Annotated in this window: 14 protein-coding genes; 7 read left to right on the forward strand and 7 right to left on the reverse strand. The window is 41.4% G+C overall.

Annotated elements, in window-relative coordinates:
- The first annotated feature begins 3 nt into the window (after positions 1–3).
- Both tsaB and AACS98_RS12765 read left to right on the forward strand, forming a co-directional pair.
- Positions 4–660 (forward strand): tRNA (adenosine(37)-N6)-threonylcarbamoyltransferase complex dimerization subunit type 1 TsaB, encoded by a 657-nt coding sequence (gene tsaB / locus AACS98_RS12760; RefSeq protein WP_066380326.1) that lies wholly within the window; start codon positions 4–6, stop codon positions 658–660.
- A 303-nt stretch (positions 661–963) separates the two neighbouring features.
- Positions 964–1,662 carry a Uma2 family endonuclease gene (locus AACS98_RS12765; RefSeq protein WP_197480155.1) on the forward strand — a complete coding sequence of 233 codons (699 nt, stop codon included), beginning with the start codon at positions 964–966 and terminating at the stop codon, positions 1,660–1,662.
- 255 nt (positions 1,663–1,917) lie between these two features.
- Here the strand turns inward: AACS98_RS12765 and AACS98_RS12770 are convergent, their stop codons facing one another.
- Positions 1,918–3,201 (reverse strand): aspartate aminotransferase family protein, encoded by a 1,284-nt coding sequence (locus AACS98_RS12770; protein WP_066380328.1) that lies wholly within the window; start codon positions 3,199–3,201, stop codon positions 1,918–1,920.
- A 200-nt stretch (positions 3,202–3,401) separates the two neighbouring features.
- On the opposite strand from AACS98_RS12770, the gene AACS98_RS12775 reads away from it, so the two are divergent.
- The gene (locus tag AACS98_RS12775) at positions 3,402–4,418 is read left to right on the forward strand and encodes a potassium channel family protein (protein ID WP_066380332.1); all 1,017 of its coding nucleotides are present in this window, start codon (positions 3,402–3,404) and stop codon (positions 4,416–4,418) included.
- Positions 4,419–4,518: 100 nt separating this feature from the next.
- On the opposite strand, the gene AACS98_RS12780 is transcribed toward AACS98_RS12775, so the two are convergent.
- The 4 genes from AACS98_RS12780 to AACS98_RS12795 all read right to left on the reverse strand — a co-directional run bounded on the left by AACS98_RS12780 (position 4,519) and on the right by AACS98_RS12795 (position 7,520).
- The gene (locus AACS98_RS12780; protein WP_066380333.1) at positions 4,519–5,577 is read right to left on the reverse strand and encodes an L-histidine N(alpha)-methyltransferase; all 1,059 of its coding nucleotides are present in this window, start codon (positions 5,575–5,577) and stop codon (positions 4,519–4,521) included.
- Between the two features lie 161 nt (positions 5,578–5,738).
- Positions 5,739–6,320, reverse strand: coding sequence for a methylmalonic aciduria and homocystinuria type D protein (locus AACS98_RS12785; protein WP_066380334.1), 582 nt, complete (start codon positions 6,318–6,320; stop codon positions 5,739–5,741).
- A gap of 250 nt (positions 6,321–6,570) precedes the next feature.
- Entirely contained in the window at positions 6,571–6,777 is a 207-nt protein-coding gene (locus AACS98_RS12790; RefSeq protein ID WP_066380335.1) for a glycogen debranching protein, read from the reverse strand.
- Positions 6,778–6,881: 104 nt separating this feature from the next.
- Positions 6,882–7,520 (reverse strand): MotA/TolQ/ExbB proton channel family protein, encoded by a 639-nt coding sequence (locus AACS98_RS12795; RefSeq protein WP_066380336.1) that lies wholly within the window; start codon positions 7,518–7,520, stop codon positions 6,882–6,884.
- 297 nt (positions 7,521–7,817) lie between these two features.
- Here AACS98_RS12795 and AACS98_RS12800 point away from each other — a divergent pair, with 297 nt between their 5' ends.
- From AACS98_RS12800 to AACS98_RS12815, 4 genes are all read left to right on the forward strand, one after another.
- Complete coding sequence (locus tag AACS98_RS12800) at positions 7,818–8,642, forward strand: FAD binding domain-containing protein (protein WP_066380341.1); 825 nt, start codon at positions 7,818–7,820, stop codon at positions 8,640–8,642.
- Positions 8,643–8,674: 32 nt separating this feature from the next.
- Positions 8,675–11,290, forward strand: coding sequence for a molybdopterin-dependent oxidoreductase (locus AACS98_RS12805; protein WP_066380343.1), 2,616 nt, complete (start codon positions 8,675–8,677; stop codon positions 11,288–11,290).
- Positions 11,283–12,239, forward strand: coding sequence for an XdhC family protein (locus AACS98_RS12810; RefSeq protein WP_066380345.1), 957 nt, complete (start codon positions 11,283–11,285; stop codon positions 12,237–12,239). The genes AACS98_RS12805 and AACS98_RS12810 overlap by 8 nt, the downstream gene beginning before the upstream one ends.
- 285 nt (positions 12,240–12,524) lie before the next feature.
- Positions 12,525–13,106: a nucleotidyltransferase family protein gene (locus AACS98_RS12815; protein ID WP_232317149.1), complete on the forward strand. Its 582-nt coding sequence runs from the start codon at positions 12,525–12,527 to the stop codon at positions 13,104–13,106.
- A 51-nt stretch (positions 13,107–13,157) separates the two neighbouring features.
- Here AACS98_RS12815 and AACS98_RS12820 read toward each other — a convergent pair whose 3' ends face one another.
- Together AACS98_RS12820 and AACS98_RS12825 are read right to left on the reverse strand one after the other, a co-directional pair.
- Positions 13,158–13,652, reverse strand: coding sequence for an ureidoglycolate lyase (locus tag AACS98_RS12820; RefSeq protein WP_066380349.1), 495 nt, complete (start codon positions 13,650–13,652; stop codon positions 13,158–13,160).
- A 123-nt stretch (positions 13,653–13,775) separates the two neighbouring features.
- Positions 13,776–14,219 carry a DoxX family protein gene (locus tag AACS98_RS12825; protein WP_066380351.1) on the reverse strand — a complete coding sequence of 148 codons (444 nt, stop codon included), beginning with the start codon at positions 14,217–14,219 and terminating at the stop codon, positions 13,776–13,778.
- Positions 14,220–14,253 lie beyond the last annotated feature (34 nt).

Consider the following 14,253-nt stretch of genomic DNA (forward strand, 5'->3'; position numbering starts at 1 on the left):
ACCTTGGCGACACAATTAGAACATATCACACCCAACAAATACGCTTTATCACTGCATACTACTACCCCGGAATTGGGGTTGGCGATTAGTAATTTTGCAGGTGATACTCGGTCTAATGTTTGGAATTTAGGGCGTGATTTATCGAGTTATATACATCAATATTTAGTAGAATTTATCCAGCCACAAACTTGGGCAGATTTGGCTTTTATTGCAGTTGCCAAAGGCCCTGGAGGTTTTACAGGGACTCGGATAGGTGTTGTGTTGGCACGGACTTTAGCACAGCAGTTAAACATTCCTGTATTTGGAATTTCTACATTAGCGGCAGTTGCTTGGACAGCGACAAATGCAGGTAAACAAAAACAGACTATTGCCGTGGAAATGCCAGCGCAACGAGGACAAGTATTTGGGGCTATTTACCAACCTGCTTCTAATAGTAACGAATTAATCACTTTATTACCAGATACGGTGTTTACACCAGAGGCATGGCAGGAAACTTTAGCTAACCAGAAAACTGATTATCATTTAGTTGAAGCTAAATCTGGGTTAGCTGCCACGGTGACAAGTATTTTAGAACTAGCTTATCTAGAATGGCAGTTGGGTAAGCGTCCCCATTGGTCAGAGGCTTTACCGTATTATGGACAGCATCCAGTAAATATTTAGAATGAGATTAATCCAGAACTTACCCAACTGGCACATTAGTAGGGTGCGTCAGATGTGGAAAATCCGTTTTTAGCAACTAATCTCTTCTGACGCACCCTACTGGACTGACACGACTAAAATGATGCACAAATATAATACAAAATTTCTTGTGGTGCAGGCATCTTGCCTGCACAGGACGGTCAAGATGACCATCCCACAAGAGTTTCCTAATGCACTAAATTAGCTGTGTCAGTCCACTACAAGCAACTTTGATTGTGACAATGGCGTAAGTCCTATAATCATTAAATTGCTGTCAATCAGACTATGATTACACGTCCTAGCGCAATTATCACTCCTGTCTCAACTCTGCCACCTTTGGAAAACGGCGACAAACTCACCCGCCCGGAATTTGAGCGTCGTTATCATGGTATGCCGGAAGTCAAAAAAGCGGAACTGATTGAAGGAATTGTGTATATGGCATCTCCGTTAAGAGTTACAGGTCACGGTGAACCCCATGCTGATATTATGATTTGGTTGGGACTTTACAAAGTGGCTACACCAGGAGTTAAACTAGCTGACAATTCCACTGTCCGCCTAGACGCAGATAATGAACCTCAACCAGATGCTTGCTTGAGAATTGCTCATGGGGGACAAACTCGTGTTAGCGAGGATGATTATATTGAAGGTGCGCCTGAGTTAATTGTGGAAGTTGCAGCTAGTAGTGCTTCCCTTGATTTGCATGAAAAGCTAAAAGTTTACCGTCGCAATCAGGTGCAAGAATATTTAGTGTGGCGAGTTTATGACGGTGCTTTTGATTGGTTCAAATTACAGGAAGGGGAATACATCCAACTTCAGCCTAATGCTGAGGGTGTAATTTGTTCTCAAGTCTTTCCTGGTTTATGGTTAGAAACATCAGCGTTGTTGGCGGGAAATTTAGCCAAAGTAATAGAAGTTGTACAGCAGGGTTTAGCGAGTGCAGAACATCAGAGTTTCGTGGAAAATCTTGCCAGCAAGCAGTCTTAAAAAAAGCACAGATGAACACAGACAAATTATCAGCGTTCATCAGTGATGAATTATATAGCGGATTGCAACCGGATAGAACACAAATTCATCCGCGTTTATCTGCGTTTACACCGTTCGCGCAGCGTCTCCGTTAGGAGAAGTTCTGATGTCTACGACAAGCCGCTTGCGCGTCTACGGCGGAAGCCGCCGCTCAGACTTCTCTCTGCGTTCAATTATTTTTGCTCACTCTCATTGAAAACCGCTATATCTGAGAACTTACGCTGTAACAGCTGCTAAGGCTTTATCTACAGCTTGCAACGCCGTATTTACCTCTGCCTCTGTAACAATTAACGGCGGTACAAACCGGACAACTTTTGGCCCGGCTGGTACAAGTAATAAGCCTTCATTCATGGCAGCTTTGACAATATCAGCAGCAGTTAGCTGGATGTCTGCTTGTAATTCCATACCGTTAATTAAACCCCAACCGCGCACATCGGTTATATGATGGGGATACTTAGCAGCGATCGCTCTTAATCCAGCCCGTAACTGTTCACCTCTATCTTGCACATTCTGCAAAATATTCTCTTTCTCCAAAGTTTGGCAAACACTCAACGCCACGCCACACACAAAAGGATTACCCCCAAATGTACTAGCGTGTTCCCCTGGTTGGAAAACATCACAGAACTTCTTACTCATCATTGCCCCGATAGGTATACCACCACCCAAACCTTTGGCGGAGGTGAAAATATCCGGCTCAATGCCGAGATGTTCATAACCCCAGAGTTTACCACTGCGCCCCATACCAACCTGCACTTCATCACAAATCAACAAAATGCCGATTTCGTCGCAAATTTGCCGCAGTTTTTGGAAATATGCCACATCTCCGGGACGGACTCCACCTTCTCCCTGTAATGGTTCTATCAGGATAGCCGCAACCCGATAATCTCCTTCATCTAACTCGCTCACGGCTGTTTCAATGGCACCAATATCATTGTAAGGTACATAGTGAAATCCTGGTACTAGGGGGTCAAAGTATTTTTGATACTTTGGTTGTCCGGTGGCGGTAACGGTTGCTAAAGTCCGCCCGTGGAAACTGGCGTTAGCGGTTAAGATAATCGGCTTGTCAATTTCTAGCACTGTATGGGCATATTTCCGGGCTAGTTTGATTGCTGCTTCGTTGGCTTCCGCGCCAGAGTTGCAGAAAAATACCCGGTCAGCGCAAGAATGTTGAATAATCCAATTAGCTAATTCCCCTTGTTCGGGGATGTAGTACAAATTAGAAACATGGTGTAGCTTTTGAATTTGGCGTGTTACCGCTTCTATCATGGCTGGGTGCGCGTGTCCTAGAGTGCAGGTGGCAATTCCAGCTACAAAGTCTAGGTATTCCTTCCCGTCGGTGTCCCAAACTCGGCATCCTGCACCCCTTTCTAGGGCGATGGGAAACCGGGCGTAGGTAGACATGACAGCTGCATCAAATTTTTCGGGGCTAAAGGGGCTAGATGACATAGTACCTGAGTCTGGGGGATTTGTGGCTTGCTCAAGAAGGGATTGTAGACTCACTAGCTATCCTCCTAAAAAAATGTTTAAGTGTATACTTACTCTCTAGTTTCCTAGAAATTCTACAAAATAACTTTGGATTTACTGGATCTGATATTCTCTCTTGGGTCTAACATTATATATTCTCAAACTCGTGGCAGTGGTGAAAAATAACTTTGTATTCAACTCTTGAGCAAAAATATCAACGCATTCAAAAAGAGTTAATGGCCGGGGCGATCGCTCTAGTCGGTGTATTATTACTTGGTACTCTGTGGTATCGCTTTGTCGAGGGTTGGTCATGGGAAGATGCGGCTTACATGACTGTAATTACTTTAGCAACTGTGGGATATGGTGAGACCAACCCTTTAGGTAGCCGAGGGCGGTTGTTTACCATCGCTCTAATTTTGTTGGGTGTGGTGAATATCGGTTACATTGTCAATAGATTTACGGAAGCAATTATTCAAGGCTACTTTCAACAAGGCATTCGGCTACAGCAACAGAGGCGGTTAATGGAATCACTAGCACAACACTATATCATCTGTGGATTTAGTCGCACAGGTCGCCAAATTGCTAAGGAATTTCGGGCGGAAGCTGTGCAGTTTGTGGTGGTTGATTCTGAGGCGGAATCTGTGGAAAGGGCGCAAGCTGAGGGTTATATGGCTTTTCAAGGCGATGCTACCCTGGATGATACATTACTGAAAGTCGGGATTGAACGGGCAATGTGTCTAGTTGCCGCTTTGCCTTCGGATGCCGAAAATTTATATACTGTGTTATCAGCGAAAACTTTAAACCCACGCATTCGCGCGATCGCACGGGCCAGTACAGAAGAAGCGTTACAAAAGCTACAGCGTGGCGGAGCAGATGCCGTAATTTCACCTTATATTACTGGAGGTAAGCGGATGGCAGCCGCCGCCCTCAGACCGCAAGTTTTAGACTTTGTAGATGGAATTCTCACTGGTGCAGACCGTCAGTTATACATGGAAGAATTTTTACTAGATGCGTCTCTGTGTCCGTTTGTCGGGCAAAGTTTACAAAGAGCTAAATTGCGATCGCAAACTGGCGCGTTAGTTTTAGCCATTCGTCGCCTTGATGGTACTCTCATCGGCGGCCCTACTGGTGATACTGTATTAGCAGCAGGAGATACGCTTATCTGTATGGGTACGGCGGAACAACTCCGCAGTCTCAACCAAATTCTCAGCCCGATTAATTATCAAAATTTGCGTAAACCTAAAAGTAGTTAACAACTTTCACGTTAGCACATTACTGGGATGCGTAAGTCATCAGCAAATAAGGACTTTATTACTATTTCCCCCTTCCCTCGTAGGGAAGGGGGTTAGGTTTTTAATAAATCCTCCGACAAATCACCATAATATGTGATTGATATTTATTAGTTGTATAATGAACAATTTCTAATCCAGCTTGCTCTAATTCCTGGATAAGTTCAGGAATTTCATGTTTATGATGTCGCCAAATCGTCATCTCTTCACCTGCGGAAATTGTGACATTTTTCTCTATGCCTTGATAATTAAAATTAATCGTATAATCTTGCAGTAATTTGATATTTGCAACTACACTATCTGTTACTGAATCATACTTTCTTAGCAGTTGACAATCTTCATACCTAAACCCCATATTCTTCTTCAGCCATTCATATATTTGTCCGGCATGATAATCACAGCCACCTCTGACTCTACCATCCCATGCTGAGTTAGCACCAATTTCGTTAGTGAATACTAACAAATCATTCTTACTCATGCTATTTTTGAAATTATCAAAAACTTTGGTTCTATGGTAATGATTGCCAATAGTTACTCCCAAGTGTAAAAATATATTGGCTATCTTGTCATTTTCGTTATCAGTTGGATTTTTCCACAAGTCTGGAGGAATAGAATTATTTTCTATATCAATAGCTTGGCTAGCAAAATCAATTGCAGGAAACCATTTTTTAAAATTGCTGCTAGCTACTTTTAATAATTCCTCACTCACATCTAAAGCCACATATTTCTTAATTATATTTAATTTTTTCAATCTGGAAATAAAGGCTTTCACCGGATAGGAATTACCAGCACCTACATCTATAATATTGAGTTTTTCGCAACTTTGATAATTACCATTTAGATAGGCAAAATTTTGCTTTAACAAATCAATTTCTACATTGGATGTGCGATACCATGTAGGAATAATGTATTTTAAATAAAAATCATGCCAAATTTTTGCGCCTCTGCCTTTGTAAGAATACTTTAACGGGATTTCTCGTCTGACTTCTAAGGCGTGAACTATTTCTAAAACTTCTGCTGGAGAAAAAACAGAGTAAAACTCAGAACTCGGCTTGGCTGTAAGACTGTGAGATTGGGGGATATCTGAGATAATTTGTGAATTGCTTTGAGCATTCTTAGCCATTGTTCTGGTTTGATACTGAAAAATTGCATAAGAATCAGTATACAGATTTACGTGCTAAAGCATCTCAAATTATCTATTGAGCAAAACACAACAGTGTCCAGAGCCAAATTTATGCTTTTCTAGCTCGACAAATACATGATATAATTGATTAATGCAAATAACTATTGAGTGTTAACTAATACCTCCTGCTCAACTTCTTGCCACCCGTGCATCAGTGCCATACTTTTGATTGCTAATTCTAAAATTATCGGTGGTGCGGTGGAGATGAAAATACTGGGATAAACTGCTGCACCCCAGGTTGGATGCACTAACACACAGCATTTATTTTTTAAAACTGGATAGTTGAGTAAAGCTTTGACAACGGCTGTGTCGTTGTGCGGCATTTCCCCCGGACGAGAAAACAAAGGGTAGCCAGTGCGGGGATCTATCAAGTCTGCTAAATAGCCGCGATCGCGTAAACTAAATGCTAAGTCGCAACCAAAGCGCATAAACTTTTCCCGCAAGTGTTGTTTCTCTTGCTCGATTTCTGGGGTACTTTTCACAAGAGGATAGCGCGATCGCTGCAAAACAATCACCACCCACAATAAAGCTTGCTGTCTCCAATCTGGTAATATCCGTTCGCGGTTGGCACAGATATATTGACTGGGCGCATGAATAGAAATTTGTACTTCTTGTCCCATTTTTCCAACCAAATTAATGGGACGGGTTTGTTCCGTAGCGTCAACTTTGGGATAGTTCACCACATTTATTCGGTTGCTGCAACTTTTTAAGTTATCTTTATAATCGATAATAACTCTTATTACTATCAAAAAAATAGCAAATTTTTCGGAAATATCAGCCCTTTTTCAATTTGTTGTTCATAAATTGTAAAGATTTAATCGGATTTTTATCTTTTATTAACCTAATCTGATATTCCCAGCATCAAAAGACAACCTTCCGCATATCCACAACCTATCCCCACCTGCCCATCCACCCATATTTGAGATTACCAAACTAATTCAGTTTTAAACTATTAACTGGGACTTCATCCCAAGAATCAACAGTCCGTAACCGCGCTATCCAACCTGCTGCCTTTTGTTCCTCAGTCAAGTTCTGCTGAAAAGACTGATGGCAATCTTGAGCTTGAGATTCATTACAACAGGCAATACAAGCATGAATCATCCCAGATGGATCAATTTGCTCATTTACCCAGATAGTCATAGAATATCCTCTAAAAAACAATTTATTATCTTAAGATAATAATAGAAATAGAAACTATAGAGCAAATATTCTCTTAACTTCCAGCCCTAGAAATGCCCAACCGCCTAAAATTTATCTTTTCTGTCTCGTTCATAACGACGACGGTAGAGTAATTCTAACTGTCCACCATACTCTTGAATCCTGGCAATTTGACGCTGATATAGTCCCCGGAAGGTATTGGCAAAGAACAGCGTAAATATCGCCACCACTAAGCCTGATGCGGTAGACACCAAAGCTTCACTAATTCCAGAGGTGACACCTACGGTTTTCGTGCCTCCCACATCCCCAATATTCAGAGAAGCAAAGGCAGAGATTAATCCTAAAACAGTCCCCAAAAGTCCCAAAAGCGGCGATAAACCAATAATGGTGTCAAAAATATTTTGAAAACGTTTGAGTACAGGTATCTCGGCTTGTGCTTCACTTTCTAACGCTAGCCGAAATTCCTCTGGTGTGGGTTCATCTAATTCTAAAGCAGCCAGAAAAATCCGAGCTAGGGGTAAGTCTGTATTTTGCTGCAATTTACCTACAGCACTGACTATATTATCTAAGCGATAAAAGTTTAAAACTTCTTTTACAACTCGGTTTTGCTTCCTGGTCAGTCTTACCCAAAATATCATCCTTTCAATAATTAGTGCCACTGCTAATAATGAAAATCCCAGCAGAGGCCACATCACTATACCACCAACTGTAAAAAGATTGTTCATAATTGCTATCTAGGTTAAGTAGTTGATAAATGCACACCTAGATTAGCAGATTGCTATCGGAAAATATTTTAACTCTCATGGCTATATGGGTGTTGATATTACTAAATGGGTATTTTATTGGTTATTTCACGCTGGTTTGCAGGTTTTAGGCAAAAATATATGATTTAGTTGATTTTTTTAACGCGGAGGAGCGCGGAGGTAAACGCAGAGGGGCGCGGAGGGTTATTTTAAGTTTTGAGTGAGGTGAGCAAATAAATGTTAAATTTAATATAATTACAGGTTGTTAAGATGTGATCAATGGATTTACTAAATCTTGACAGTTATTTACTTCCTGATAATATTAAATGTATTACTCATTGGGGTGATGATTGGGCTTGGTTGGGTGGTGGTACTTGGTTATTTTCGGAAGCACAGCCACAGGTGAAGGTGTTGGTAGATACTCAGAATTTTGGCTGGTCTGAGATTGAGGTAACACAAGGTTATTTGGTGATTGGGGCTAGTTGTCCTTTAGTTAAGTTATTGGACTATCCTTGGTTACAAGAATGGCGGGCTGTTACAGGTTTTAAAGCTGCTGTGTCGGCTTTGGCTGCTTCTTTGAAAGTTATTAATATGGCTACTGTCGGTGGTAATATTTGTCTGGCTTTATCTGTGGGAACTTTAGCACCTTTAATGGTGGCTTTGGATGCTATTTATGAAGTTTGGAATCTTCAAGGTGAGTCATTTCCAGTAGCAGCTAAGGATTTTCAATTGGGTTCTCGTCGTACTGTTTTAAAGTCAGGGGAAATTCTCAGGCGGGTTTTAATTCCTCTGTCTCATTTACAATGGGCAGTTAATTATCAACGTTTTAGTCTTGCGTCTACAGACTCGGCTTTGGCTATTGTGGTGACGGTGATGAATCATCAACAAGTACGTTGTGTTATTGCTGCTAGTGTTCCTGCACCTCGATTATTTGAGTTTGCAGATTTGACAACTATGCAATCACAAGTTAGTCATTTTTTGGCTGATGAATTTTTTATTGATGATGCTATGGCTAGTGCTAATTATCGTCGAGAAATGACTGCGGTTTTAATTCATAAAACTGTGAATTTGTTTCGCGCACAGACGCAAAGAGTAAATGGTTGAGATATATAATTATTTCAAGTTGAAAATTTCAGATGTTAGAAAATTTAGAGTTTACGGTTAATTGTCAACTACATTCTGTTAGTTGTCACCCTGGTAGTAGTCTTTTAAGTTTGTTGCGTCAATTGGGTTATTTTGGTGTACACCGGGTTTGTGATGCGGGTGATTGTGGTGCCTGTACGGTTTGGGTAAATGATACTCCTATTCATAGTTGCATTTATCCGGCTATGCGTGTTCATCATCAGGCGGTCACGACTATTGCAGGGTTGGCAAAAAATGGTATACTAACCCCTATGCAGCAAGCTTTTTTGCAAGCTCAGGGTTTTCAATGCGGTTTCTGTACTCCTGGCATGATTATGAGTGCGGCTAAGTTACCGTCATTGTCTCTAGATGAGTTACCTTTGGCTTTGAAAGGTAATCTCTGTCGCTGTACTGGCTATCAAGCTATTATTGAGAGTATTTCATTATCTGCTAATTCCCCAGTCCCCAATACCCAGTCCCCAATACCCAGTCCCCTCGGACAAAGTGTTGCTAAACAAGATGGGGAAGCTATAGTCACGGGGAGGGCATCCTATTCAGGTGATATTGTACCACCAGGGTTATTACATTTGCAAGTGGTGCGATCGCCTCATCCCCACGCCCGTATTCGTCACATTGACACCAGCAAAGCTCAAGCTTTACCGGGTGTGGTGGCAATTTTCACCCATGAAGATGTCCCTAGAAAAGCATACACTACAGCCGGACACGCTGAACCAGTACCTGATCCGTTAGATCATTACTTGTTAGATTATAAGGTGCGATTTGTAGGCGATCGCGTGGCGGCTGTTGTCGCTGAATCACCCAGTATTGCTGCACAAGCTTGTGAATTAATTACTGTTGATTATGAAATTCTCCCTCATGTAATTTCACCGACTGAAGCTATGAATGGTGGTGTAGTCATTCATGATGAACCAGAATCAACACAAATTCATGATCGAAATCACAACATTGCTGGACAAATTTTCCTAGAATCTGGTGATGTAGAACAGGGATTTAGTCAAGCTGATTTGATTATAGAAAATACTTATAATTTACCAGCAGTTCAACACGTTCATCTTGAACCACACATAACTATTAGTTGGTTAGAAGCTGACGGAACATTAGTTGTCCGTTCTAGTACCCAAGTACCTTTTCACTGTCAGCGTCTACTCTCCCAACTGTTTGATTTACCTTTAGAAAAAATTCGCGTTTATAAAGCACAAATTGGTGGAGGTTTTGGCAACAAACAAGAGATACTATCAGAAGACCTTTGTGTTTTAGCTACTTTACGTACAGGTAAACCAGTACAGTGGGAGTTTAGCAGAAAAGAAGAATTTACTGCTACGAATAGTCGTCATGCAATGACAATTAAAGTTAAAACCGGTGTGCAAGCAGACGGTACAATTATCGCTCAAGATTTAGAAGTCATTGCTAACACTGGTGCGTATGGTAATCATGGGCAAACCGTGTTATTTTTATCCGGTTATATCCCACTAGGTTTATATCGATGTCCCCATCAAAGATTTCGAGGATTTGCTGTTTATACTAATACCATGCCTGGGGGTGCATTTCGTGGTTATGGTGCAACCCAAGGAACTTTTGCAATGGAAAGTCAAATTGATGAAATCGCTCAACAATTAAATATAGATGTTGTAGAAATGCGGCGAAAAAATCTGATTTGTCCAGGGGATGTGATTAGTTTAGGTAAGTCTGATGACCATTTTAATTTAATTGGTAGCTATGCGGTGAATGAATGCTGGGAACAAGTCACTCATGCGCTGGGTTATCTTCCTGGTACATCTCCAAAAATATCAGGTTCTCGTCGTCGCGGTGTCGGTTTTGCAGTTTCGATGCAAGGAAGCGGTTTATCGAAAATTCATTTAGCTAAGGTGAAATTATCCCGGTTAGCTGATGGGAAATACGAGTTAAGAACTGGTGCTGTAGATGTGGGAACTGGTTCAGATACAACTTTGCGTCAAATAGCAGCAGAAGTTTTGGGTGTCAACGTGACTGATATTCATATCATCTCTGGCGATACTCAAGCAACACCTTTTGATGCTGGTTCTTATGCTTCCGCGACAATTTATATTTCGGGACAAGCTGTAAAATTAGCAGCAGAAGAACTGTTAAAAACTCATGAGCATACTGTTGAAATTTCCTATGCAGCGAATGAGTCAAGTTTAACTTTTGCTGTGCAAGGTGTAGAAGTAGAAGTTGATATTGAAACCGGAAAAGTAGAAGTTTTAAAATGTGTGCAAGCTATTGATATTGGTAAAGCAATTAATCCCCGTATTTGTCAAGGACAAGCAACTGGGGGTATAGTCATGGGAATTGGTTATGCTTTAACGGAAGAACTAATATTTAATCAGCAAGGATGTATTATCAACCCGACATTACGACAGTATCGCCTACCCACAGCCGCAGATGTCCCACCTATAGAGGTAATATTAATCGAAAAACCTGACCCTCATGGCCCTTTTGGTGCCAAAGGTGTGGGAGAGATTACGATTAATTGTACAGCCCCAGCTATAGCGAATGCGATCGCTCATGCTACAGGTTGCAGACTCCGCCAATTACCCATGACACCCCCAAGAGTCTGGGAAGCAATTCACAATTCAGGTGTTCATGCTTGACTTCTACCAACAACTCGCCATATCCTTAAAACAAGGTGCTGTAGTGTTAGCCACTGTCATCAGTACCATCGGTTCAGTACCTAGAGAAGTCGGCGCGAAAATGTTGATCACCGCCGATGGAAAAACTTATGGTACAATTGGCGGCGGTGCTGGAGAAGCGAAAGTTTATCAAACAGCTTTGCAAGTCTTAGCCACTGGTGTCAAACAATTTGTCGAAATCGATTTATCCGGCGCACCCCATCGCCAAATTCAAGGCGTGTGTGGTGGTACAATGCAGATATGGTTAGAGTTATGGTCAGGTGATAGCAGCTTAAACTTAGTCAACCAAATTATCGCAAATTTCACATCTGGCAAATCGGCAGCGATAATCACACCATTATATATAGATAGTCAACCCTATTTAACCACAGCCGACATTCCCGATTTACCGCAGTTAGCAAATCATAGTTTCATTGAACCTTTACTTCCACCGCCCACACTATTAATTATTGGTTGTGGACATATAGCCGTACCTTTAGCGAAGATTGCTAAAATAGCCGGGTTTAATATTATTGTACAGGATGACCGCCCAGATTTCGCCACACCTGACAGATTTCCTGATGCTGCTTTGGTGCTAGCTCAACCCATCCAGGAAATACAGGAAATTATCCAGCATATTCCTAATTTATATATTACCTTGGTCACGAGAGGTTATTTACAAGATATCGCAGCCTTACCCATACTCAGCCAGATGAATGCCAAATATATTGGCATGGTTGGCAGTCGTAAGCGAGTCCGTACAGTTTACAAAAGTTTAGATAATCAGAGTAAATTAGCTAAAATATATGCACCTATTGGCTTAGATATTGGTGCTTTAACTCCAGAAGAAATTGCGGTGAGTATCTGCGCGGAATTAATTAAAGTTCGTCGTGGTGGCACTGGGGTATCATTATCTGAGCAGATGGATTAGTTTGTAGTGAGGACTTTAGTCCTCTCTTTTACACACAAACTCAGGCGTTGCTGATTAAATATAAGAATTTGTTTCGCGCATACCGCTAAAGCGGAACCCGAAGGGTAGGCGCAAAGGCGAGCCAGTGCGTTGGGCGGCTCCGCCGACTTGTAGCAACTGGCGTGCAAAGAAATATTTTTGTGTCGTATTCTAAGTCTGGAAGGCTCAAAGTCAGGACTAAAGTCCTTACTACGAACTAATAATGATAAAATTGTTTGGGTATAGCGTTTCAGTATTAATTAGAGATTGTCAAACTTTGCTATCATTCTCGCTGCGGGTAAGTCAACTCGCATGGGTACTTGTAAAACTTCCCTACCTTGGGGTGAGGGTAAAACTTTATTGACTTATCAACTAGAACAATGGTTAAGTGTAGGTTTTACGCCTGTCGTTGTGCTAGGTTTACATAATGCTGATAGACAAAATGATTGTCTTGTTGGTAGTGTAGCTGTGATTAATCCTCATAGTCAAGCTGGGAAAATCACTTCGATTCTTACAGGGTTAGATTATATTCCGCCAGACTGTCAAATTTTAGCAATTTCCGCAGTCGATCAACCTAGGAAATTAGAGATTTATCAGCGACTTGTACAAGCACATCAAGATAATGATGCTGTGATTACAGCACCGACTTATCAAGGTAAAATGGGACATCCATTGTTATTCGATAATGGGATGCGATCGCACTTAGCAAACATCAGTGAGGAAACTCTTGGTTTACGTCACATTATCCAAGAATTTTACAGCGTCATTCATAAGGTTGAATTTGCTCATCCGGCTGTGTTGCTTGATATTAATACGCCAGAGGTATATCAAAACCAAATTTTAAATTAGAAATATGATTTTTTTTCACGCAGAGACGCAGAGGCGCAGAGAGTAAGAGGATTAAATCATCTCAAATTCTAATTGGTGACTCTTGAGAAAATCATGAGTGAAATGATCAACTACATTCGTGTCAGCTAATTCTAGATTATAGAAATCTACCACATCATGATTAAAATACGGCCCAGCGTGCCAAGTACCTTCATTTAACTTAATAAAACAATTTCCAGGGATACGAAAAGCCGCCATTTCTGCTAACACTGGTGTATCTAAATCATTATAAGGGGGACACACCGCAATTAACCAATCCTTCCCTTCTAAAGAACCCAAACATTGTGTACATTGCAGATGACGAGTAATTTTATGAAACCTTGTACCCCGCTTATTTAACCGCATAATATAAAAACGTGGCGTACCATTTTGCAAATTTAACTGTGCATCTTCCCCATCAAAAACCTTACCATCTGCACTAGCAAAAATCACCTGTCCATAACGTTGAAAATTTGCTGATGTTATCCATTCCGCCCGTAATTGCTGCACCACTGACGACATACTCATAAAAAACCAACTCCTCTCTCTTAAACCCTCTCTTTGCACGCCAGTTGCTCCAAGTCGGCGGAGCCGCCCAACGCACTGGCTCGCCTCTGCGCCTCTGCGCCTCTGCGTGAAAAAATCATACCCTTACTCATCAACATCAGGATACCATTTCCACTCACGAGGAATCAAAGAAGCCTGAATTTCCCTATCAGACGGTTGCGTATACCACCAAGCCCAAGCAATCAAAACCGCTTGCAGAGGCAGTCTAATCACTTGAAACCAAACAGAATCCGAATAGGGTATACTTTCTATCTTAATATGATTCACAGCCTGATTAATATTCGCCGGGAAAACCGCAAGAAATAACAAAATTACACCCCAAGCTGCGGCTTGACTCACAGGCGGAACTAACAAGCCAATACCGCCTAAAATTTCATAAAAGCCACTCAGATAAACCAAACCCAACGGGTAGGGAAGTTGTGGCGGTACAATTTTAACGTATGGTTGGGGAACGGCAAAATGTGTAATTCCAACTATGATTAGAGATACAGCCAAAATCACCCGTAAGAGTTCTTTACGCTTGTGCATTGATTTTCCCGAAATTCTGTGTTTACCTATACTG

Source organism: Anabaena sp. CA = ATCC 33047 (assembly GCF_963870205.1).
Lineage (GTDB): Bacteria > Cyanobacteriota > Cyanobacteriia > Cyanobacteriales > Nostocaceae > Trichormus.

Coding starts and splice junctions, on each gene's coding strand:
- AACS98_RS12765 (WP_197480155.1), top strand. CDS start 964: ATGATTACACGTCCTAGCGCAATTATCACTCCTGTCTCAACTCTGCCA.
- AACS98_RS12775 (WP_066380332.1), top strand. CDS start 3,402: ATGGCCGGGGCGATCGCTCTAGTCGGTGTATTATTACTTGGTACTCTG.
- AACS98_RS12780 (WP_066380333.1), bottom strand. CDS start 5,577: ATGGCTAAGAATGCTCAAAGCAATTCACAAATTATCTCAGATATCCCC.
- AACS98_RS12790 (WP_066380335.1), bottom strand. CDS start 6,777: ATGACTATCTGGGTAAATGAGCAAATTGATCCATCTGGGATGATTCAT.
- AACS98_RS12795 (WP_066380336.1), bottom strand. CDS start 7,520: ATGAACAATCTTTTTACAGTTGGTGGTATAGTGATGTGGCCTCTGCTG.
- AACS98_RS12800 (WP_066380341.1), top strand. CDS start 7,818: ATGGATTTACTAAATCTTGACAGTTATTTACTTCCTGATAATATTAAA.
- AACS98_RS12805 (WP_066380343.1), top strand. CDS start 8,675: ATGTTAGAAAATTTAGAGTTTACGGTTAATTGTCAACTACATTCTGTT.
- AACS98_RS12810 (WP_066380345.1), top strand. CDS start 11,283: ATGCTTGACTTCTACCAACAACTCGCCATATCCTTAAAACAAGGTGCT.
- AACS98_RS12820 (WP_066380349.1), bottom strand. CDS start 13,652: ATGAGTATGTCGTCAGTGGTGCAGCAATTACGGGCGGAATGGATAACA.
- AACS98_RS12825 (WP_066380351.1), bottom strand. CDS start 14,219: ATGCACAAGCGTAAAGAACTCTTACGGGTGATTTTGGCTGTATCTCTA.